Source organism: Sandaracinaceae bacterium (genome assembly GCA_020633055.1).
Taxonomy (GTDB): domain Bacteria; phylum Myxococcota_A; class Polyangia; order Polyangiales; family Houyiibacteriaceae; genus JADJJE01.
The window spans coordinates 360,425-380,887 of sequence record JACKEJ010000006.1 but is presented as its reverse complement, the minus strand read 5'-3'; the positions used below and the strand labels follow the sequence as shown (position 1 = coordinate 380,887).

Annotated in this window: 20 protein-coding genes; 10 read left to right on the top strand and 10 right to left on the bottom strand. The window is 71.1% G+C overall.

Annotated elements, in window-relative coordinates; all coding sequences use genetic code 11:
- Positions 1-85 precede the first annotated feature (85 nt).
- Genes H6726_11020 through H6726_11010 form a run of 3 tightly spaced genes read left to right on the top strand, consistent with a single transcriptional unit; the run spans position 86 to position 2,462 of the window.
- On the top strand, positions 86-748 hold the full coding sequence (locus H6726_11020; protein ID MCB9658170.1) for a hypothetical protein: 663 nt from the start codon (positions 86-88) through the stop codon (positions 746-748).
- Positions 745-1,878, top strand: a complete 1,134-nt coding sequence (locus H6726_11015; GenBank protein ID MCB9658169.1) for a hypothetical protein — start codon at positions 745-747, stop codon at positions 1,876-1,878. Before H6726_11020 ends, H6726_11015 begins: the two co-directional genes overlap by 4 nt.
- Positions 1,875-2,462: a hypothetical protein gene (locus H6726_11010; GenBank protein ID MCB9658168.1), complete on the top strand. Its 588-nt coding sequence runs from the start codon at positions 1,875-1,877 to the stop codon at positions 2,460-2,462. Before H6726_11015 ends, H6726_11010 begins: the two co-directional genes overlap by 4 nt.
- 67 nt (positions 2,463-2,529) lie before the next feature.
- Here H6726_11010 and H6726_11005 read toward each other — a convergent pair whose 3' ends face one another.
- The 6 genes from H6726_11005 to H6726_10980 form a co-directional block, all read right to left on the bottom strand.
- Positions 2,530-3,096: a DUF1990 domain-containing protein gene (locus H6726_11005; GenBank protein MCB9658167.1), complete on the bottom strand. Its 567-nt coding sequence runs from the start codon at positions 3,094-3,096 to the stop codon at positions 2,530-2,532.
- Positions 3,097-3,118: 22 nt separating this feature from the next.
- Positions 3,119-4,315, bottom strand: a complete 1,197-nt coding sequence (locus tag H6726_11000; protein MCB9658166.1) for an HYR domain-containing protein — start codon at positions 4,313-4,315, stop codon at positions 3,119-3,121.
- Between the two features lie 334 nt (positions 4,316-4,649).
- The gene (locus tag H6726_10995; protein ID MCB9658165.1) at positions 4,650-5,318 is read right to left on the bottom strand and encodes a hypothetical protein; all 669 of its coding nucleotides are present in this window, start codon (positions 5,316-5,318) and stop codon (positions 4,650-4,652) included.
- Positions 5,319-5,376: 58 nt separating this feature from the next.
- Complete coding sequence (locus tag H6726_10990) at positions 5,377-6,363, bottom strand: SUMF1/EgtB/PvdO family nonheme iron enzyme (protein ID MCB9658164.1); 987 nt, start codon at positions 6,361-6,363, stop codon at positions 5,377-5,379.
- A complete protein-coding gene (locus tag H6726_10985) occupies positions 6,360-8,390 on the bottom strand; it encodes a hypothetical protein (GenBank protein MCB9658163.1) in 2,031 nt (676 codons plus the stop codon). The genes H6726_10990 and H6726_10985 overlap by 4 nt, the downstream gene beginning before the upstream one ends.
- A gap of 67 nt (positions 8,391-8,457) precedes the next feature.
- On the bottom strand, positions 8,458-9,867 hold the full coding sequence (locus H6726_10980; protein ID MCB9658162.1) for a hypothetical protein: 1,410 nt from the start codon (positions 9,865-9,867) through the stop codon (positions 8,458-8,460).
- 337 nt (positions 9,868-10,204) lie between these two features.
- Between H6726_10980 and H6726_10975 the strand changes: the two genes are divergently transcribed.
- Both H6726_10975 and H6726_10970 read left to right on the top strand, forming a co-directional pair.
- Entirely contained in the window at positions 10,205-11,134 is a 930-nt protein-coding gene (locus tag H6726_10975) for an ABC transporter permease (GenBank protein MCB9658161.1), read from the top strand.
- Entirely contained in the window at positions 11,134-11,985 is an 852-nt protein-coding gene (locus H6726_10970; protein ID MCB9658160.1) for an ATP-binding cassette domain-containing protein, read from the top strand. The genes H6726_10975 and H6726_10970 overlap by 1 nt, the downstream gene beginning before the upstream one ends.
- Positions 11,986-12,075: 90 nt before the next feature.
- Here H6726_10970 and H6726_10965 read toward each other — a convergent pair whose 3' ends face one another.
- Positions 12,076-13,263: a YiiG family protein gene (locus tag H6726_10965; protein ID MCB9658159.1), complete on the bottom strand. Its 1,188-nt coding sequence runs from the start codon at positions 13,261-13,263 to the stop codon at positions 12,076-12,078.
- Positions 13,264-13,377: 114 nt separating this feature from the next.
- Between H6726_10965 and rpmB the strand changes: the two genes are divergently transcribed.
- Together rpmB and H6726_10955 are read left to right on the top strand one after the other, a co-directional pair.
- Positions 13,378-13,620, top strand: coding sequence for a 50S ribosomal protein L28 (gene rpmB / locus H6726_10960; protein MCB9658158.1), 243 nt, complete (start codon positions 13,378-13,380; stop codon positions 13,618-13,620).
- A 147-nt stretch (positions 13,621-13,767) separates the two neighbouring features.
- On the top strand, positions 13,768-14,370 hold the full coding sequence (locus H6726_10955; GenBank protein MCB9658157.1) for an ATP-binding protein: 603 nt from the start codon (positions 13,768-13,770) through the stop codon (positions 14,368-14,370).
- Between the two features lie 20 nt (positions 14,371-14,390).
- Here H6726_10955 and H6726_10950 read toward each other — a convergent pair whose 3' ends face one another.
- Positions 14,391-15,170 carry an SDR family oxidoreductase gene (locus H6726_10950; GenBank protein MCB9658156.1) on the bottom strand — a complete coding sequence of 260 codons (780 nt, stop codon included), beginning with the start codon at positions 15,168-15,170 and terminating at the stop codon, positions 14,391-14,393.
- Positions 15,167-15,934 carry a dihydroneopterin aldolase gene (locus H6726_10945; GenBank protein ID MCB9658155.1) on the bottom strand — a complete coding sequence of 256 codons (768 nt, stop codon included), beginning with the start codon at positions 15,932-15,934 and terminating at the stop codon, positions 15,167-15,169. Before H6726_10945 ends, H6726_10950 begins: the two co-directional genes overlap by 4 nt.
- Positions 15,935-16,053: 119 nt before the next feature.
- Here H6726_10945 and H6726_10940 point away from each other — a divergent pair, with 119 nt between their 5' ends.
- The 3 genes from H6726_10940 (at position 16,054) to H6726_10930 (ending at position 19,418) form a co-directional block, all read left to right on the top strand.
- Positions 16,054-17,079 (top strand): hypothetical protein, encoded by a 1,026-nt coding sequence (locus H6726_10940; protein MCB9658154.1) that lies wholly within the window; start codon positions 16,054-16,056, stop codon positions 17,077-17,079.
- A 117-nt stretch (positions 17,080-17,196) separates the two neighbouring features.
- Entirely contained in the window at positions 17,197-17,985 is a 789-nt protein-coding gene (locus H6726_10935; GenBank protein MCB9658153.1) for a hypothetical protein, read from the top strand.
- Positions 17,982-19,418 carry an FAD-dependent oxidoreductase gene (locus H6726_10930; protein MCB9658152.1) on the top strand — a complete coding sequence of 479 codons (1,437 nt, stop codon included), beginning with the start codon at positions 17,982-17,984 and terminating at the stop codon, positions 19,416-19,418. The genes H6726_10935 and H6726_10930 overlap by 4 nt, the downstream gene beginning before the upstream one ends.
- On the opposite strand, the gene H6726_10925 is transcribed toward H6726_10930, so the two are convergent.
- A complete protein-coding gene (locus tag H6726_10925) occupies positions 19,370-20,458 on the bottom strand; it encodes a DUF3419 family protein (GenBank protein ID MCB9658151.1) in 1,089 nt (362 codons plus the stop codon). The two genes, H6726_10930 and H6726_10925, sit on opposite strands and share 49 nt — an antisense overlap.
- Positions 20,459-20,463 lie beyond the last annotated feature (5 nt).

The window sequence follows — 20,463 nt, the reverse complement described above, 5'->3', positions numbered from 1 at the left end:
GTACGGGCACCGTGGGCGACGCCGCGGCGCGCCCCGCGAAGGTGCATTGGATCCCCTCGGCGCACGTGCCAATGTGCGGCCCCGCATGCCCACCCCCCTCGTGCTCGCGCTCGTGCTCGCTCTGCTCGGGACCGTGTGGGCGTCGCCGGCGGCGGCCCAGCACCGCGAGCTGGCAGCTTCGAGCGAACCGCCGACCTCCGCCGAAGCGGTGGCTCCTCCCGTCACACTCCCGTGGTGGCTCAGCGGCGGCGTGCACAGCGCGTTCCTCAGCGACGTCATCGACGGTTCGTGGCAGGGGCTGACCTTCGGCGCCGAGCTCAAGCTGGGCTTTCGCGGCTCGTCCTCGCGGCTGCTGGGCGTGTTCCTCCAGCTCGACACCTCGTTCTGGCTCGCGCCCGTGGTGGCCGAGGGAGACGCTGGGCGCCCCTTCGACTCGGTGCTGCAGGGCGCACTGAACGTGGGCCTGGGGGCCGACGTGCGCTACTTCGACGACCACCTGCGCGGCGCGTTCAGCGCGGGGCTCTCGGTGTTGCTGCGTGACAACGTGGTCGACAACGCGGGCAGCGTGGGGGTGTTCATCGACTTCCGGCCGGCCGGCGTGCGCGTGCCGCTGCGCCGCGGGGGCGTGCTCGTGATCGACCCGCTGACCTTCACCTTCCTCGCACCGGATCTCAGCCGCATCCCGCTGGTGCAGATCGAGTACCGCACGGTGTTGGTCATCGAGTTCGGCTTGGGAGGGGTGGCATGAGACGTCTTGGCTGGGCGCTGTCCGTCGCGCTGCTCGCCACGCTCGTGGCGGGCGACGCGAGCGCGTTCGAGATCCGCACCGGTTTCTCGCGCGGCTGCCACGAGCAGATCGCCACGAGTGCGTTCCTGCGCCAGGTGGACCAGCTCCCGCGCTTTCCGGACAGCGCCGTCCCCAATGACGAATGGGAGGGTGTGGCCGACGCCTACCTGGGCGACGTGGGCGAGCTCGACCGGGCCACTCGCTTCTTCCTGTTCAGCGTGGTCATGGGGGCGCGCGCGCCAGACACCGAGGGGCACTCTATCACCAACGTGCAGACGCTGCGCGCCGCGCAAGCAGACCCCGGCGGGCAGTACCTGCACTGCCTGCGCGCCGCCACCGACGACTTCGACGCTGGGAACGCGAGCGCGCTGGCCGGCTGCCGCGCGGAGATCCTGGACAGCTTCACACGTGTGGCGGACGCGGCCACGCGGTCTGGCGGTGACCGCGCGGCAGAGGTGGACGAGATCTACGTGACCCTCGACGTGTACGGCGTGTTCGAGGTGAAGGTGTGGGAGCCGGCCTACCGGCTGGGGCGTGCGCTGCACACGCTTTCGGACAGCTTCGCCCACACGCTGCGCACGGCCGACCTGCGCGGCGTGGTGCACGTGATGAACTTCGAGGCGCCGCTCGCGGGACGCCACGACGAGGAGCGCGACGGCATGGCGCACTCCGAGGCGACCGATCGCTGTAGCCACGACGGTGAGGGCGAGAACCGCGACCGCTACGCGGCCGCGGTGGACGCCAGCAGCGACCTGCTGCTGGTCTTCGCGCCCTTCTTGGAGGTGCCCGTGCAGGGCGTCCCGCCGGCGCGTGCGGCGCTGGACGAGGTGCTCGCACGCTGGCTGACGCTCACCGACCCGGCGTCGCTCGGTGACTACGGCGCGTGCACGCGGAGCAACGACTACTGCGCCTCGCCCTGGCTCGAGCTGGCCCGGCGCTCGCCCACCACGCCCGTGCTGTCGTGCTCGGTGGGTCTTCCGCCGCAGCGCTCGCACGTGCCGGCCGCACCGCTCGCTCCGCTCGTGGTCATGACCCTGGTGCGGATGGTACGTCGTCGCGCTCGGCGCCGCGCGCCTCTGGAGGCCGCATGACGCGCGGCGCGCTCGTGCTGGCTGCGTTCGTGGTGTTGGCTCCGGGCGCCGCCGTCGCGCAAGCCGAGCCCGCCCCCAACGGTGTGGCGAGGCGCGACGTGTGGCTGGGCGCCGAGCTGCACGGCTCGTTCTTCGGCGACCTCCAGGACCGGTCCACCGTCCTGCCGCGCTTCGGCTATGGGGTGCGCGCGGGTCGCCGCTGGGGCCGCTACGGACTGTTCGGGCTCGTGGACCGCGACCACTGGATCGTGAGCGAGCTGGACGTCGAGTACGTCACGGGGGTGCTCAACCTCGCGCTCGGCGGCGAGCTGCTCTACGCCGGTGGTCGGGTCAGCGCATCGGTCGCCGTGGGGGTCTCCATCCTGCTGCAGGATCAGGTGCTGGACGACCGCGGCGCCACCGGTCTCTACGTGGCCATCCGCCCCACCAGCCTGCGCTACCCGGTCCTGCGACGCGCCACCGTGCAGCTGGACCTGCTGAGCCTCGTGGTGGAGGCGCCCGTCCTGCGCCACCCGGTGTTGGTGGAGGTGCAGTACCGGGTGGCGGTCAGCGTCGAGTACGGGCTCGGAGCGAGTCGCTGGTAGCCGCAGCGAGGTCGGGGCGGCGCGCTTGTCGCCTGAACCGCCGCTGAAGCCATGGCCCCGTCGGCGGCTACCGCGCGAGGTCGCGCATGCGCTCCTGCGTCTCGCGCTGGAAGCGAAGCTGGTAGCTTCGCGCGACGGGTGCACCGACGCGCGCGAGCACCCCGTGGGGGCGCGAGAAGGCCTGCACGTCGTAGCGCACCGCGTCGCCGTCGAGCGTGACGCTGAAGCTCTCCTCCCCGCTCTCGGCGTGCCCTGGCAACGTTCCAAAGCCGAAGGCGAAGCGGCTGGGCTCCCGCTCCACGTAGATGACGCGACACGGGTGCACCGACGCGAAGCCCAGGTGCCTCGCGACGGTCGCGAACAGAGAGCCCGGCGCGAGCTCACCCGGTGTTCGCACGACACGCGTGAAGGAGGGCGGGTAGTTCTCGAGGTTGGCGAGCGCAGCGCACGCGCGCTCGAACACCTCGTACCCCCGCCCGAGCTCCGTTCCGTAGCGGTCCAGCACGAACCCCGCCGGCGCGGCTGAGAGGGGTGTGCGCGTGAGGCCTACGTCACGGTAGGTGAAGGGCCGGTGCGCGCGAGCGCGGACCAGCGCCAAGACTCGGTCGTCGCTGGGCGGCGCGAGGTGGAACATCGGACACATCCGAAGACGCCCGCTACCGCCTGCGCCGTCCCGCGACCACCACGCCGAGCAGCAGCATCACGCCGAGCGCGCCCGCCGTTCCCGTCGGGGCGCCTGGCCGAACCGCGCAGCCCGAGCCCCCGCCCGACGGCGGCGTGCCGGCGTCGATCGCGCGGCCCTGATCCGGGCTCGTCGCCTGGTCCGCACCTCGGCCGCCATCTGCGCCCTGGTCCGAGACAGCGCCCGCGTCCGTTCCACCCGCTCCCTGGTCCGAGACAGCGCCCGCGTCCGTACCGCCCGCGCCCTGGTCCGAGCCGCCGGTCCCTTGGTCGGCGCTCCCCGCATCTACGACGGTCGAGCCCATGTCGGCGGGGCCCATGTCCTCCGGACCCATGTCGGTGGCTCCCATGTCTGCGGGCCCCATGTCCGCCACGCCGAGGTCCGGCATGCAGCAGTCGCGCGTCACCGTCTGCTGGCAGGTCGCCGTGTTTCCGGACGAGTCGGTCGCCGTCCAGGTGACGGTCGTCGTGCCGAACGGGTAGCCCGCCGCCGGGGCGTCGTTCGTCACGCTCACCTGGAAGCAATTGTCGGCGGCCGTGAGATCGCCCAGCGTCGCCGCCACGACGGCCTCCTCGCTCGGCGGCAGCGTGACGTTCCCGGGGCACGTGATCCAGGGCATCGTGTTGTCCACGATGGTGACGATTGCGTCGCACATGCTCGTGACGCCGCTCTCGGACACGTAGAGCGTGTCGAGGTTCGCTCCGACGTCCGAACAGCTGAACGAACGGGTCGTCGCGGAGATGGATGGCGTCCCACACGCGGCCGTCGAGCCGCCGTCCACGTCCGCTTCGGTGATCGTCACGGTCCCGTTCCAGTTGAGGAACGCCGTGGTGTTCTGGCAGAGCGCCGTCGGCGCCGGTGGCACCACGCTCACCTGGGAGGTGCAGGTCGTGGAGCTCCCCGAGCTCGTCACCGTGAGCGTCACGGTGATGGGGCTCGAATCGACGTCGGCGCAGTCGAAGCCGCTCGGGGTCACGGAGAGGCTCAACGGGCGCCCGCTCGCGTCGCTCGAACCGTTGTCGACCGTCGTCGCGGCGAGGGTCGCCGTGCCATCGCCCCCGAGCGTGACCGTAACGGACGGATGGCAGACGGCGGTCGGCTGCGCGGTGGCGCGGGACGGAGCGAGCGCGACGACGAGGAGCGCGGCGGCGAGGGGGAGGCGCAGACTCATCGCGGCACGATAGCGCAGGTCTACGCTCCTGGGCGGTGTTCCAGAGTACCGAAATCCGGCTTGCACACGGTCATGGCGGCGCCGCTCGTTCGTGCCGCGCGGACCGACACGTCGTGAAGTTCAGGCGTGTACCAGCCTCCTCGTCCGCTGGTGGGAAGCGCAGGCAGACGGGCGAGAACCCGAGGCCTCCTCAGAGATCGTCACGCACCGTGATCGGCACGACGACGCACTCCGTGTCGAGAGAGCCCCCGGGCACGCTGTTGGTCGCGCGGCCGGACGGTGTACACCTGAGACGCACTACCGACGGGGGGTCGTACGCGCCGTGGCAGAACGCTCAGTCGGGCATACACCGATCGCCGAGGAACTGCCCCGTGACGGTCTCCACGCAAGCGTACCCGGTCGGGCACTCGAAGCCGGCTTGGGTGCAGTCCGCACCGAAGCAGCGAAGCACCTCCATGCCCCCGCTCGTGGGACGACTCTCGCACACCGTCCCCACCACGCCGGGGCACGGCTCACCCTCGTTGTCGCACTCCACACGACAGAAAAAGCCTTCGCCGCTCGATGAGCAGGCCATCCCAGCGCCGCAGAAGGGATCCTCCGTGCTGCACGCCTGCTGGCACTCCCCAGCGATGCAGAGGTCGCAGTCGGAGTTTGACGTGCAGGCGGTACCTGGAGCCTTCAGGCAGACCCGCGGCCCCGAGTGCGGGCTGGAGCAGTTGCCCTCCGCACAATCCGAGTGGCGCGTGCAGGCTTCTCCCTCGAGGGCGAGCTGGAAGCAGACGGCCTCGAACCGCTCGCCACGGCACTCCTCGCCCGTGTCGCAGCCGCACATGTCGCAATTGAGGTCGCTCACCTCGGCTGTGACCGTGTCGCAGCCCACGCAGCCCGCGTCCGTGCAGGCCTCCCCAGCAGCGCAGCCGCAGACGCGACACTGCTCGAGGGTGTCGAGTGGCGCGTCGTCACACCGCTGCGGCGCGTCGCCAACGCACGGAGCCGTCCCCACCGAGGCACTGACGCGGAAGGCATGCCGGTTGGAAGGTACGACCTGTAGGAGAACGGTCTCAGGGATCCACGTCGGCCGCGCAACGGAACCCGTACCAAGGGGCCGACGAATCGCCTGGAGTGTCCGCAACGTCCACGAGACCGCCCCCGGAGATCCAGTCCGCCCCGGCGACCACGGGGTCGCCTCGTTGGTCCTCTCCCTCGCCCAGACGGACGAGCTCGCCGTAGTACGTGGAGGTCCACTCGCCGACGTTCCCAGCCATGTCCAGCACGCCGAAGACGCTGGAGTCACGCCGGAAGGAGCCGACTGGCGCGGTGCCCGCGAACCCATCGTCGTATGGGGCGTACCAGCGTTGCGTGTCGAGTCCGAGGGCGTCCCGGTGTCGCTTCAGCGCTTGGTCACCCCAGTTCGTGACGTCCCCCGTGTCGACGCGAGCATCGCCCCACGGGTAGCGACGCCCATCGAGTCCTCGCCCCGCATACTCCCACTCCTCTTGCGTGGGTAGACGCTGGCCGTGAGCCGCACAGTAGGTGGCGGCCTCATCGCGGGTGACACAGTTCATGGGGTGGTGCGCCCGGTCAGCGTGACCGTAGTTGCAGAGGCTGATCATCCACGCCCGCTCGGCCTCCAGCCGTGGCTCACGAGGAGCCGCGAGCGGCGCGGGCGTGGCGTAGGGCGCACACGCCCCGCCGGACACGCACTCGGCATAGGCGGCGACGGTCACTTCCGTACGGTTGATGCGAAAGCTGCTCAGGTACGCGATGCGCAGCGGGTTCTCGGGATAGCCCGCTTCGCCGAGCTGCGGTTCGCCGGCCGGGATGAGCAGCAACGGGTTGCTCGACGCGCCGACGTCGCGCGGCGCCGGCGCTCGGCCGTCGACCTCGGCCGCTGGAAGCGACGGTGCACGGGCTGGCGCCTCGGTCTCGTGGTGGGCCATCGAGGCATGCTGCTCGGCCGCGATGCGACAGCCGGGTTGCCAACCCAGGGTCGCGACGAACAGCGCCACCGTGCGGCACCCTGACCTGCGGGGGCGGAGCAACGTCATGGGTCCAAGCTCGCGACGCGGAGGCGTGGCTGATCGAAGGGGAGTGGCATGGTGGGTATGTCGACATGGACGGGAGTCAGCGATGGGTGCCGGCCAGCGTGAGCGAACGGCGCCCACATTCTGGAGGCGAACACCCAAACCCGACCTGCAGCGTCGAGCGCGACGGCGAAGTCGGGACCCAGCCGAAATCGACTGACGTTCGGCAGAGCGGCCAGCACGGTTGCGCCATGCGCACACGTCAGCGTCCCCGTCGCGTCGAGCGCGCACGCGAGGCCTTCGAGGGTGTCCCGCTGCCCCGCGCCAGGAAGGCGAGTGTCCAGCGCGCGCAAGAGGTATTCGCTCTCCGTGTGAACGCAGCGCTGCTCGCCCCCGTCGGTGACCAAGCAGAGCGTCGCGGGGTCTGCGCCCGCAAAGCCCGCGAACGTCGTGCCACGGCGCACGATGGGCGTCACGTCGCGCCCGGCAGGCCGCGCAGTGCATTGGACCCTCCCCGACGTTGATCGGGTGCAAACGTAGATGTCGTCTGCACGAACCTCGACGACGGGCTCGTCTCGAACGATGCGCCGCACCCGCAGGTGAACCTCTGGCAAGTAGCTCTCGAAGCAGTACACGTGTCCGTCTCGCCTCAACGCGCACGGGAGCGTGTTGCCGACCAACGCCACCACGTCCGGCATGGTGCGGTCGCGGCTGATCAGGACACCGTCCTCCGTCAGGCTGGCGCGACCGGCGACGTAGGCAACGTCCGTGCGTCCGCCGGCCCAGGGCGTCAGCACGACCCGCGTCGTGGCCGCGTCGAGGTCGGTGCAGACCCACGTGCGATCGAAGAGCCGCGCACACGCGCTGAGACCGTTCGCGGCGACGTCGATGCCGCTGACCTGCACGCCGTGAGCGTCGCGCAGCGGGACGAAGCGGTCCGCGTCTGGGTCCTCCACCCACCCCGACGGGAGCGCCCCTGCGCAGCGCAACGTCCCCCGCACCACGCCGCAAGAGAGCGCGTACGACACCGCCAGCCCGCTGCTGGCCGCCAACCGCGGGACCAGGACCGGCTGGTCATGCGGAAGCATGTCTCCCACGCCCAGGTGCGCGGTGGCGTTGGAGCCCCAGCAGTGCACTTGCATGTCGTCGGTCTGAGCGCAGCCAGCGTCATCCCCCATACTCACGTCGCGCACCGGGCCGAGACCAGGCAAGGGGTCGACGCGACCGACGTGTGACGTTCGCGCCGGACGACAGGAGAGCGTGCGGTCGCGGTGCTGGATGCAGACGTCGTCGGACCCGACGAAGACGCGCGCCGCGTCCGTCACACCGCGGAGGCGCCGCGCCATGAGGCGACCCACGCACGCCGGAGCGGGCTCGAACGCATCGTCGCCGAGCTCGCCCCAGCAGTATGCGTGGCCCTCCGAGGTGACCGCGCACGAGTGACCGTCGCCCGCCGCCACGTGCACCGCTCGACCGGTGCAGGCGGTGTTCCACGAAGGTGGCTCGTCGTCTGGGTCACTGCGCTGGTCGGCGCGCGCGCAGATCAACTCGCCCGTCACCGTGTGGGTCGTGCAGAGCGTGTCGCCCTCGACGCTGATGGCGTTCACGCGACGTGCGACCCGCCGGATGCGAGCAGCCGCCCGCTCGGCGCGCATCGTCACGGCCGCTTCGCAGCGCGAACCGTCGCGGTCCCCCGCCCAACAACGCTCAATGGCCGACTCGACTTGGTCGAAGTCCGGTCTGAACGCGTCGACGCCCCAGCAATAGACGTCGTCGCCGGTGGTGCGGGCGCACGCCAAGCCCTCGCCGAGGGACAGCTCGGCGACCCGCCCGGGGAGCCGACCCACCGTGCTGAAGTCGTCGGGCGACTCGCGATGTCGGAAACAGCGCACCTGGTTGTCGCGCATGACGACGCAGCCGCTCGGGCCCTCGACCCCGACGAGAGACACGGCTTGGGCCGACGACCCCGCAGGGCACATCGCCATCCCGAGGACGCACGCCAAGGCTGCGCGGATGACCCGTCCCGACCGTGATTCGCTCCCAGCGCTCATGCAGTCACCATTCCTACCGAGGGATTCCTCCGAGGCTGACCTTCGCCATACATCGTCAGCCAGCGCCTCACTCCGGACAGACTGGGTGCCCTCTGGCGCCGACGTGGACCTGCTCGAGGGTCGTGAGCGGGCGTTGGGCACGAGCGGCATCCGCGGCGGCGCCGATGCACGCGCTCGCATCCAGCGCGGTGCACAGCACGCGACGCGCGCGGACCCCGACGGCGTCCTCTCGTTGGGCGAGCGCTCCGCAGGCCCGGAAGGCGGGCGTCAGCTCGCAGGCGCTCAGCAGGACCGACACCGCAGCCACGTCGCTCGTCCCCGCCATCAGGTCGAGCAACGCGACGGCGACGCACGCGGGCGACTCGACCTCGCAGGCCTGGACCAAGGAGGCCCGCAGCGACGCGCGCGCCTCTCCGGTCCACGCCTCCAAGCGAAGCACGTCGAGCAGCGCGTCCAACGACTCGCCCTCGCTGAGCGCCTCTGCGATCCCCGCCCGCTCCGCGGTACGCGCCCACTCGTGCCTCCCCACGGCGTGCAGGCTGCGCGCGAACTCGAGGCACGTCGCTGGGCGGCCACATGCGTCGCACAATGCGCCGACGCGATGGAGGGCGCGTCGCGCGCGTGCTCCCAGCCGGGCGGGCGCCCGCGCGCGAGCCGGACCCGGACGGGGAGCGCGCGGCTCGTCGACGGCCGTGGGGCTCGCAGGCGGGCGACACGATGGCGCGGTCGGCGCGGGCGTGTCGAAGTCGTGGACGAACCAGGTCTGGACCAGCGCCGCGTCGGCATCCGCTCCCTCCTCGGCGTCCTCCTCTTCGAACTCGTCCCATGCCTCGTCGTCGTTGCGAGGGGCGAAGCTAACCGTCCCGACCAGCTCCGGACGCCCGTCTCCATGGAGGTCCTGCCAGCCAACGTGGAACGTGTCGCTCGAGGCGGACCCACACTCGCTGAACTCGTATCCGACGACCCCTCGCGCGAGGACGTGGCCCCGGTGGTCCAGCACCACGACGTGCGCCGTGCGGCTCTCGGAGTTGCACCAGCATCGGTTGCTGGCGGTGTCGTCGGAGTCGGACCACACCAGCACGAGCACGTCGCGGCCCGACGGCAGGCGATGCACTTCGGCGGACATCTCGTACACCTCGTCGATGTCGTCGATGCTCCCGCCCAGAGGATGTCCGAGCGGGACACCGTGGGAGAACCTGCCGCTCGGCTCTTCGAACACCAGCGCCCCTATCAGTCGTGGGGCGCGCGACGTGCACTCGTCGTAGGACCGGCCCCCGCAGTCCATGGCCCAGATGCGCTCGAAGTCGCGGCGCGGGATGCGGTACGCGCGTTGGAGCTCCTCGGCCAGCGCGCTGAGTCCCGGGCCATCCGAGAGCGGCTCGGAGGGAGGCCCGACCAACGCACGGCGCTGCTCGGGGCTGATCTCGAACTTGTCCCCCGGCTGCTCCGCCTCGGTGCTGGTGAGCACGACGCGCACGTCCCCAAAGCGTACCGTCCGCAGTCCCGAGTCGAGCGGTTCGGCGGGGGCGGGGGCGGGCGCGGGGGCGGGCGCGCTGGCGCTCGGCGCGTCGGCGACTTGCCCCGGCGGGGCGCTGGATGCCGACGAAGGAGGCGGACGGCTGGCGCAGCCGATGACCCCCATCGCGACTCCGAACCACCACGCGCTGCGCCTCCACGTCCTCGACATCGCCCCGAGGTCGCACGTCGACACCTCGCCGTCAACGCCTCGCGTCGTAGCTTGCCCCGCGTCGCCCCCCCGCTCCCGCGTCGTTCACTACGACCCATCGGGCTTCCCGTGGTATCTAGCAGCCCCCATGTCTGCGAACGACGCCGACGCTGACGCGCCCGAGGAGGCGCAATCAGCCCCTGCCCCCGAGACCCGGAAGAAGCGCGTACCGCGCGATCCGAACCGGGCCGTCGGCGCGAGCGCACACGCACAACCGGCGCCCCCTCCCCTGTGGAGGACGGCTGGGGTCAAGCTCCTCACCGCCATCATGAGCCCCATCGCCGAGCTGGGCGCGCTGTCGCGAATGCTTGGCCAGGTGGTCTTCTGGGGCCTGCGCCCGCCGTACCGCGGCCGCATCTTCATCCACTGCATGGAGTACGTGGGCGTCCAGTCCATCTTCATCGTGGGCATCACGGGCTTCTTCGTAGGCGCCGTGCTGGGGCTGCAGCTGGTCAACGGCTTCCGTGACCTGGGCGTGGAGAGCCAGACGGGCTCGGTCGTAGGCTTCGCCCTGTCGCGTGAGATCGGCCCCGTGTTCACGGCGCTCATGGTCTCCAGCCGCGCGGGCAGCGCCATGACCACCGAGCTCGGCTCCATGCGCGTCACCAACCAGATCGACGCGCTCATCACGATGGCCGTGAACCCCGTGCAGTACCTGGTGGTTCCGCGCGTCGTCGCTGGCCTGCTGATGGTCCCCATCCTCACCATCTTCTTCGACGTCATCGGCATGTCCGGTGCCTGGCTGGTGTGCACGAAGCTGCTGGGCCTCGACAGCGGCGTGTTCCTCGACCGCATGCGCTGGATCGTGGACTGGAAGGACGTTCACTTGGGCCTGACCAAGGCGGCGGTGTTCGGCGTCACGGTGTGCCTCATCGCCTGCCGCCAGGGCTTCTACGCGAAGGGCGGCGCGGCGGGCGTGGGCCAGGCGACGAACCGCTCCGTCGTCCACAACGCCATCGCGATCCTGTTGTTGGACTACCTGGTCACGGGCATCGTGCTCGGTGAGGGGCTCGGCTGATGGGCGTGCGTCAGTGGTTCGACAGCTTCACCGGCGCGTCGGCCGAGGCGGTGCGCCGCGTGGACCCCGAGGTCCTGGCCGACCCCGTGCACGTGCGCGTGCGGGACGTCCACAAGCACTACGGGCCGCACCACGTGCTCAAGGGTCTCAGCTTCGACATCATGCGGGGCAAGACCAACGTCATCATCGGCCCCTCCGGGTCGGGCAAGACAGTCTTGATGCGGCAGCTCATCCGGCTGGAGAAGCCCGACGCGGGGCAGATCCTGGTGAACAACCGGGACTTCGTGGTGCTGGACGGCATGGAGCTCGACGCCATGCGCCGCACCATGGGCATGGTGTTCCAGATGTCGGCGCTGTTCGACAGCATGACCGTGTTCGAGAACGTGGCGTTCCCGCTGCGCGAGCACACCAAGATGAGCAACAAGGAGATCCGCGAGCGGGTGATGGACCGCCTCGAGTCACTGGGCATCGGCCACGCCTGGAGCAAGTCCCCCGCGGAGCTGAGCGGCGGCATGCAGAAGCGCGTGGCCGTGGCGCGCTCGATGGTGCTCGAGACGGATATCCTGATCTACGACGAGCCCACGACGGGGCTCGACCCGATCACCACGTGCACGGTGGACGACCTGATCGCGGAGGCCGAGGAGAAGTTCGGCGTGACCAGCATCGTGATCAGTCACGACATGGCGAGCGTGTTCCGCATCGCCGATCGCATCACGTTCATGTACTTCGGCGAGGTGCAGGCGTCGGGCACCCCGCGCGAGCTGCTGGAGAGCCTGAACGAGCCCACGATGGAGTTCATCCTCGCCTCGGGTGTCAGCCGGGACCTGATCGACGGCCGTCGCAACGAGTGAGCCGCGCGCCGCGCCCGGTCGGCGCAGCAGGGAGCGCCGCGACGCGGCTGTGCTTCGCTCCCTGATGCGGTCCCCGAGACCGGACAGACGCTACTGCACCCAGCGGATGCGGTTGTACTGGTCGATCATCTCGTTGTACTCGCGCACCATCCGCGGCGGCGCGGCGTCCACCATCCAGGCGCCGCCGCCGCTGCCGAGGGTCATCATCTCGCCACGCGAGAAGCTCTCGTTGTCGCGCACGCGGCGCATCACGCCCTTCGCCTGCGTGAGCAGCTCGCTGGCGTTGCTGGCGTAGCTCGACAGCCAGTGTCCCGACGTGGAGTCCACTGCACTGGCGCCCTGCCCGGCTCCGATGGCCGCGGTCAGCTGGTCCGTCAGCGTCTCCAGCTGCGTGACCTGCGCCGAGAGAGCTTCCGCGTCGATGCCGGTCAAGTGGCCCCGCTCCACGTTCCAGTCGTGGATGGTCTTGAGCGTGTCGTCGGCCAGCAGCAGGTGGCGCTCCACCAGCACCTGCACAGCACGGCGCGGGTCGCTCGCCATGCGCGCGATGCGGCGCTCGGTGATGCCGCGGTTCGCCGTGTTGACCCGGTCGTCCAGCTCTTGGCTCGCGACGCGGAACGCGTTGAACGCCGCCATCAACCCCGCGTGCATCGCGCGGCCGCGCTCGAAGCCGTCGTCCCGGTAGTTCTCGCGCTCGTAGTACGGATACGCGTCGTTCACCTTGGCGATCACCTCCGTCAGGGCCGCGCCGTACGCCGTCGCCGCAGCCTGCAGCTCGGGGCTGGCCGGAGGTGCAGCGTTGGAGGTCTGGATGGCCGTCTGACAGGCGCTCGGGTCCCCACTGATCTGGTACAGGCCGTAGACGTTGCGCTCGCGCCCCGTGGGCCCGCGCTCCTCGCTCTGCACCCACTGCAGGTAGCGCCCCCGCGAGCGGCCCACCGCCTGGTCGAAGCGGTTGAGGCAGTCTCGGATGAGCGGGCCGATCTTGTCGTTCATCTGCCGGTCCGCGAGCGCGGCCGCGTCCTCACCGGGCGGCACCTGCGCAGGGGCTCCGGGAGGCGGCACCTGACCGGGCTGGGCGACCTGTCCCGGCGCGCCGGGCACGCCTGGCGCGACCCCGGTGTTCTGTGGCGGCGCCACGAGCGGCGCCGGCGGGGGTGGGGGTGGGCTCTCTTCGCCGCAGCCGCTGCCCGCTACCGCCCCACCCACCAGCCACAGCGTGGCGACCATGAGCGCGGCGTTGCCCACGCCAAGAACCGAGTCTCTCGTCTCTGTCATCATTCTCCTCCGTCGCCGTCCCCCTGGACGACCGGCAGGGCATTCTGCCGCACGCCTTGCCGTTCTGCGAGGCTCGTGATATCTGGCCAGCCCTTTTGAATTGCGGAGTCCACCGTGTCCAAGGTCTGCGAAGTCACCGGTAAGCGCGCCATGCGCGGCAACAAGGTCTCTCACTCCAACGTGAAGACCACCATCTTCAACCAGCCCAACCTGCAGGTGAAGCGCTTCTTCGTCCCCGAAGAGAACCGCTGGGTGAAGCTGCGCGTGAGCACCGCGGGCATTCGTGAGATCGACAAGCGCGGCATCGCGGCCGTGCTGCGCGAGATCGCCGCTCGTAAGAGCGCCCCCGCCAGCTGACCTCGTCGTAGGTTCGCTGCTAGCATCGCCAAGAGCCGGCCGGGTCCGCCCGCCGGCTATTGCTGTTTCCGTCGCTCGCGTGGCAGGCGGCGCTCGGGTCCGGCTCGGCGCGGTCGACCGGGCGCCCTTCCCCCACGAGGTCCGCGCTTGAGTCAGCTCCGAAAGATCGTCCTCACGGGGGGCCCCAGCGCCGGCAAGACCGCCGTGCAGCAGGTGGCGCGCGAGCAGTTCGGGGACCGCCTCATCCTGGTCCCCGAGGCAGCCACCCTGCTCTTCTCCGGAGGCTTCCCGCTGCCGACCAGCGACGAGACGCGTCGCGCCGCCCAGCGGGCGATCTACTTCGTGCAGCGCGAGCTGGAGGCCACCTTCACCGCGCACGCCCCCGCCGACGCCGTGGTGCTCTGCGATCGAGGCACGGCTGACGGCGCGGCCTACTGGAAGGGCACCCCCGACTTCTTCGAGGCGGTCGGGTCCACCCGCGAGGCGGAGCACGCGCGCTACCACACGGTCATCCACATGGCCGTCCCCACGGCGAGCGGCGGCTACAACCTCGCGAACCCTACGCGCAAAGAGACGCCCGAGCAGGCGCGCGAGGTGGCCGCGGGGATCGCGCGGGCCTGGGCGGGCCACCCGCGCCTCTTCGAGGTGAGCAACGAGACCGACTTCGTGCAGAAGCTGGAGCACACCCTCGACCTGATCCGCGAGGCCATGGGCATGGACGCGGAGCACGCACTCGACGTGGGCGACTGAAGCGCCAGTACCAGACCCGTTCAGAGGCTCAGGCCGCCGTCGAGCGTGACCACGCTGCCGGTCATCCACTCGGCGTCGAGGACCTGCACGATGAGCTCGGCCACCTCGGCCGCGTTCCCGAGCCGGCCGAGCGGGTGCAGGTAGGCCAGCGCCTCCAGCTGCTCGGCCACCATGCGGTCCCGCTCGGCCCCGACCGGCACCTGCGTGCCCGGCGCGACACGCGGCTGACGCACCATGTCCGTGTCGACGACCCCTGGGGCCACCGCGTTGACGCGGATCGAGCGCGCGGCGAGCTCCTTCGCCAAACCGCGCGTGGTCGCCTCGAGCGCGGCCTTCGTGCCCGCGTAGCCCACGGTCGAGGGCGCGGGGCGCTCGGCGAGCGTGCTGCTCACGGTCACGATGGAGCCGCCGTGGCCCTGCTGCACCATGATGCGCGCGGCCTCCTGGCTGAGCAGGGTCGGCGCCAGCTGGTTCACGCGCCACATCATCTCGAGGGCCTGCGGCGTCATGGTGCCCACGGGCTCGTACTTGACCAGGCCCGCGCAGTGCACCACGCCGTCGAGCCCGCCGAGGGCTTCGGCCGCGTGCCCGACCAGGAGCTCACGTTCGTGCTCGCGCGCGAGGTCGCCCACCACGGCCGTGACCTGCCGCGACGAGATGCGCGCCACCTGCATGAGCGCCTCTTCGTCGCGCCCGACCGCAGCGATGCGCGCGCCGCACTCCACCAGGTGCGCCACGACGGCGCGCCCGATGCCACGGCTCGCCCCTGTGACCAACACTCGCCCGCTGCTCACTCTCATCCGCCAACTCCTGCGTAGGGGCCCCAGGGGGGCTCGGGGGGTACGTCGGCGGGTTCGCCGCTCACGGGACACTCGTCTTCGGGGATGAACGCGGGCGAGTCCACGCACAGGATGGTCTGCCAGCGCTCGGTGGGGTTGTGATAGACGTGCGCCGCGCCGCGCGGCCAACGGTGCACCGTGCCAGGAGGGACGGGCGCGCGCTGGCAGTGCAGCCCGCTGGTGAGCACCATCTCGCTCTCGCGCATGACGCGGTGCACGTGCAGCGGGATCTCGCCGCCCGGCTGGATGTTCAGGCGGTAGATGCCGGCGTCGCGCGTCTCGTGGATGATGTCCACGGTGCCCCACGGCTTCTGCTCCTGCACGAAGGTGGCCCAGCCCTGGCTGCGCTCGATCTCCACCGAGGGGTCCGCGAAGCCTCGCAGCGCGCCCGGCTTGGTGAGCTGCACGCGCACACGCTGCACGAGCGCGCGCTGTTCGTCTGGCGAGGGTGGCGCCAGCAGGTAGCGCGCGATGACGTGCGCGGCCGTCTCCAGCAGGCGGAAGTGGCAGCTCTTCAGCAGGAACACCACCTGCGCGGCGGCGGCCGCGTAGTGCACGGTGTCGCGCACGCGCTCGCTCTCGGCGGCCACCTCGGTGTCCAGCACCAGGTCCAGGTCCACGTGCAGGGGCTGGCTGGCTTCGCGCTCGTGCGGGTACACACCCACGACGCACTCGACGTGCAGGCCGCGGATGCGGATGGTGTCCAGCTGGGTCCCGGGCGTCACGCGAGCGAGCGTACCAGGCCGACGACGGAGTGGCGACGCTGGTGCGCCGCGGCGACGACGGATGACGCGTGTTCCCGCATCGCGGTACAACGGTCGTTCGAGTCATGGAGGTGCTCCCGATGATCCCGTCTGCTGGTCTCCTGTCGCGCCGCGTGGCGTTCGCTGGGTTGGAGATGGCGTGCCTGCTGGCGACCGGCTGTGTGCGCCCGCGCGCCACCGCCTCGGATGGGCCGGAGGGCGCGGCCCATGCCCCCGAGGACGCTCCTGCGCCCACCACGAGCACCGCCGGAACGAGCGGGGCCGACGGCGAGGGACAGCACGCAGGCGCACCGGGATCCGACACGCAGGGAGGTTCCGCCAGTGGCCCGCCTGCGTCCGGACCACCCATCGCAGGGGCGCCACCAGCCGTTGGAACCACACCCGAGGGCGCCGCTCCGCAGTCCGCGCGGGCACCGGGGCAGGTGGAGGCCCTGCGCATGGGCAGCGAGGTGCTGATGCTCGAACCGCGCGGAACGTGGACCGTGCTCGCGGCGACACACACCGTCGCGCAGGGCAGACAGGTGCGCGTGGTGCTCCGCAGCGAGGTCGACCCCTTCGGCCCGCGCACCCCTGCGGCCGTCGCGTGGGTCGAGGCCAGCGCGCCGCTCGCGGCCGACCAGCTGGTGGGCACCTGGGCCGTCAGCGGATCCATCCCGAGCCCGGGCGGGGCCATTGGCTGGCGGCGCGAGTACCGCCTCACCGCGGACGGGCGCTACACGTTCTCGGCGTACCCGGCGCTCACGGGTGAAGGCACCTGGACGCAGCGCGAGCCAGGCTCGCCGTTCCTCGTGTTCGGTGGAGTCAACCAGGGCGAGGGCGTTTTGCTGCGGCGTGACCCGACGCGGGAACCGAGCGAGCCTGGTCCGCTCGCGAACGAAGCGGTGCAGGTGACCCAGACCGACGCCTCTCCCCCGCCGATCCCGTCGGACGCCCCCACGCTCGACCCGTCGGTCGTCGTGCCATCCGAGCCGCCGGCACCACCGCGCACGATAGTGACCGAGCTCCACACCGACGCTGACGGGACTCTCCGGATCGTGGTCGCGTCGTGGGCGCGGCAGCTCATCCTGGTCGACCAGCGGCAGCGGCGTGTGCAGCTCGCGCTGTAGAATCGGCCACGCCGCGACCGCTGCGGGTCGGGAAGCCGACGCCGCCCACCCGGGAGCGTGGCGGGCGACCCATGTCGGTGGTTGCAGGGAAACGGAATCGAGCGCAAGCGTCCGTCCGTGACGTCCCCGGCCGACGCGCGCCCCGGCGCGCCTACCCTGTTCCGCAGCAGGCTCACCAGCCGCTGGCACGAGATCGACGGCTCGCGCGTCGCGCGCCCGCGCGTGCTGATGGACTTCATGGAGCACGCCCGCGCACAGATCCCGACGCACGACGCGGTGCACCATGCGCTGAACCACGGGCTGGCCCGCGCGATCCGGATCGAGCTGCACGCACAGCTCCTCGAGCCTGCGGACATCGACGTCGCGGTGTGGCTCTCGCGCTGCGGGACGAGCAGCTACGCCATCGAGCACGAGCTCACGCGGGCCACGGACGGGGCGCTGCTGGCACGTGCCCAGCTGGTGTTCGTGCGGGTGGGCGCCGACCGCAGGCCCGCCCCGGTGGATCCGGCGGTCACGGCGCGCGTCCATGGACACCCGCAGCCCCTGCGCCTCGGGCGCGACCTGCCAGTGCCGGCGGGAGCACCGCGCTACACGCGCGCGTTCCAAGTGCTGCCCAGCGACGAGAACCGCGGGCGTCACGCAGGCCACACGCAAGTGGTGGACTACCTGGACGACACGCGGCGCCTGGCGCTCCTCACGGGGGCCCTGCCAGGAGCCGCCGGAGAGCACTTCCAAGGGGCTACGCAGGTGGCGGTCGACTACGAGGGCGAGCTCCACGTGGGCGACTGGGTCGAGGCGCGCGTGTGGAGCACATCCAACCGCGCGCCGGGAGCGCTCGTCGCGCTCACGCGGCGCGCCGATGACAGCGTCGTCGCGCGCGGTCAGCTGCTGTGGAGTCCGCCATGAGCGACGGGCGTGAGCCGGAAGCGCGCGAAGCGGCCCCGCCCCTGCGCGTCGCCATCGTCGGCGGCGGCCCGTCCGGGTGGGGAGCCGCAGAGGCCCTCTCGCACCGGCGCTGGGGCGGTGCGTTCGAGGTCACGGTGTTCGAGCGCAACGCCTACTTCGGCGGCAAGTGCCACACGGTGTTCCCCGACGGTACACCCTGCAACGGCGCACCGGGCGGCTACGAGCTCGGCGCCGGGGTGCTTTCCAAGGACAGCTGGAGCACCGCGGACCTCGAGGCCCTGCTCGCTCGCCACGGCATCGCGTACTGTGACGCCGCCGAGCCCCAGCGCGCGAAGTACCGCTTCTACAGCGGAGGCACGCCCGTGACGGGCCGCACGTGGGCGCGTCTGCTGGTCCTCCGGCCGTGGCTTCTCCTGCTCGGGCTGCTCGACTTTCTGCGCTTTCGACTCGGCCTGTTCCGGTACTCGCGGCGCCCCACCCTGGACTACGCCGGGCGCCCCCCAGCCCTGCACCGGCCGTTCAGCAGCGTCCACACGAGCACCCTCAACCGCGCCGTGAGCTTCGGCATGCAGGCCTTCGGGTACGCGGACACGAGCGCCCCGGGCCTGACCGCGCCGCTGCTGTACTACCACCAATACGCGCGCCCCGACGTGCTGTGGAACCCCGTCTACCGCCTCGAGCGCGGCATGCAGGGCATCTGGTGGCGGGTCGCGAGCGCGTATCCTGCAGCGCGCGCACGGCTCCACGCGGAGGTGCTGCGCGTCGAGCGGCACGAGGGGTCCGTGACGGTCGAGACGGCGACCTCGCGGGAGACCTTCGACCACCTCGTGATCGCGGTGCCGCTGCGCCCGCAGCTGCCCTTCCTGGACGCGACCGAAGACGAACGCGCGCTGCTCGCGAAGGTGCGCTGCAATCACTACGTCACCGTGCTGTGCCGCGTCGCCGGGCTGACGGACATCGCGCACGTCGTGGTGGACAACGCGGTGGAACCGCAGCGCCTCGGGGGGGTGGTGTTCGCCTACAAGCGTTACCCCGACTCGGACTGGGTGACGCTGAACCTCTACGCCGACCCCGCGCACGAGCGCACGGACGCCGAGATCCTGGACGTCGTCGAGCGCGACCTCACGCGCGAGCTGAACGCCACCATGGTGGACCGGGCGAGCGCCAGCGTGCACCACCACCCCGACTACTTCCCGCACCTCGCGCCCGAAGACCTCGCCGCGGGCTGGTACGAGCACTTCGAGCAGCGTGTTCAGGGGCAGCGACGCACGCTGTGGGTGAGCAGCGGCCTGCACATGGAGACCGTCGGCTCCTCCGTCCAGTACGCGACGGCCAAGGTGAACGCGCTCGCGCCCATCTGGCTACGCGAGGCCCAGCGAGAACGCTACGCGGAGACGCCGGCCTTCAGCACCGTCGCGCAGTTGAAGGAGTAGATGTACGTGTGGTCGTCCTCCTGAAGCTGTCGCTCGAGCTCCCCATCGCGCTCGATGGCCCCCGGGAACAGCGTGTGCGGTTCGTAGCGCACCAGGAAGAAGCGCTCGCACACACGCGCGCCGGGAGCGGCGGCGTGCAGCAGCGCCTCCCACACCGAGCGGTACATCGTGGGGTCGGCGTAGGACGAGAAGTCGGACACGGAGAACGCCGTGTAGGCGCCTTCGTGCTCGGCCAGGTGGGTCACCAAGGGTGCGTGCACCAGCTCGATACGGTCGAGGCGCCCGCGGAGAGCCTCGTAGTGGCCCGGCTGCAGGTGCAGGGGCATCGCCTCCTCGTGGTAGCCGTCGCCGAACATCAGCTGGATGTAGGGGTTGGTCCACAGCAGCCGCTCCGTGGCGGCGCGCTCGAAGCTCGCCATGAGGTGGTCGGAGACCGAGACCGACTCGGGCACGAACTCGATCCCGGGCTCCTTGAGCACGGTCTTCCACACCCAGCGCCACCCGAGGGGCTTCATCCCAGCCGCCCACACCCAGTTGTTCCAGCGCGCGTAGAGCGCCCGCTGGGTCTCGAGATCCTTGGCGGTGATGAGCTGCTGCAGCAGCTTCCGGCGCGGCATCACGCGCTTCACCTTGCGCATGTAGCTCTCCCAGACGCCGCAGTACATCACGCCCCCCTCGAGCGCAGCGGGCTCGGACCGCCAGTACGCGCGGGCGGCGTCGGAGAGGCGCTCCTCGAGGGCAGCGAACTGGGCCATGCGCTGCGTGCCCGGCGTCACGCCCAGGAACGACAGACACTCGTCGCGCTCGAACTGCGCGATGGCCGCCATCTTCAGCTCGAGCAGGTGGTTCTGCCGCACGTTGAAGTCCACGGCGACGATGCGCTCTGGACCGTCGATCAGGAGATCGAGCGGGCGCGCCCCGCTGCCCGTGATGCACAGGACGCGGTCGGTCGGACCGAGCCGCAGCGCTCGGCGCTCGGACTCCGGATCCTCGTTGGCGGCCGAGTAGACGATCTGCTGGAAGAAGGTGTCCATGCTCATGGTGC

What these genes read in the sequence shown, in the direction of transcription:
- H6726_11020 (MCB9658170.1), top strand. Translation starts at nt 86, where the DNA reads ATGCCCACCCCCCTCGTGCTCGCGCTCGTGCTCGCTCTGCTCGGGACC.
- H6726_11015 (MCB9658169.1), top strand. Translation starts at nt 745, where the DNA reads ATGAGACGTCTTGGCTGGGCGCTGTCCGTCGCGCTGCTCGCCACGCTC.
- H6726_11010 (MCB9658168.1), top strand. Translation starts at nt 1,875, where the DNA reads ATGACGCGCGGCGCGCTCGTGCTGGCTGCGTTCGTGGTGTTGGCTCCG.
- H6726_11005 (MCB9658167.1), bottom strand. Translation starts at nt 3,096, where the DNA reads ATGTTCCACCTCGCGCCGCCCAGCGACGACCGAGTCTTGGCGCTGGTC.
- H6726_11000 (MCB9658166.1), bottom strand. Translation starts at nt 4,315, where the DNA reads ATGAGTCTGCGCCTCCCCCTCGCCGCCGCGCTCCTCGTCGTCGCGCTC.
- H6726_10990 (MCB9658164.1), bottom strand. Translation starts at nt 6,363, where the DNA reads ATGACGTTGCTCCGCCCCCGCAGGTCAGGGTGCCGCACGGTGGCGCTG.
- H6726_10985 (MCB9658163.1), bottom strand. Translation starts at nt 8,390, where the DNA reads ATGAGCGCTGGGAGCGAATCACGGTCGGGACGGGTCATCCGCGCAGCC.
- H6726_10975 (MCB9658161.1), top strand. Translation starts at nt 10,205, where the DNA reads ATGTCTGCGAACGACGCCGACGCTGACGCGCCCGAGGAGGCGCAATCA.
- H6726_10970 (MCB9658160.1), top strand. Translation starts at nt 11,134, where the DNA reads ATGGGCGTGCGTCAGTGGTTCGACAGCTTCACCGGCGCGTCGGCCGAG.
- H6726_10965 (MCB9658159.1), bottom strand. Translation starts at nt 13,263, where the DNA reads ATGACAGAGACGAGAGACTCGGTTCTTGGCGTGGGCAACGCCGCGCTC.
- H6726_10950 (MCB9658156.1), bottom strand. Translation starts at nt 15,170, where the DNA reads ATGAGAGTGAGCAGCGGGCGAGTGTTGGTCACAGGGGCGAGCCGTGGC.
- H6726_10940 (MCB9658154.1), top strand. Translation starts at nt 16,054, where the DNA reads ATGATCCCGTCTGCTGGTCTCCTGTCGCGCCGCGTGGCGTTCGCTGGG.
- H6726_10930 (MCB9658152.1), top strand. Translation starts at nt 17,982, where the DNA reads ATGAGCGACGGGCGTGAGCCGGAAGCGCGCGAAGCGGCCCCGCCCCTG.
- H6726_10925 (MCB9658151.1), bottom strand. Translation starts at nt 20,458, where the DNA reads ATGAGCATGGACACCTTCTTCCAGCAGATCGTCTACTCGGCCGCCAAC.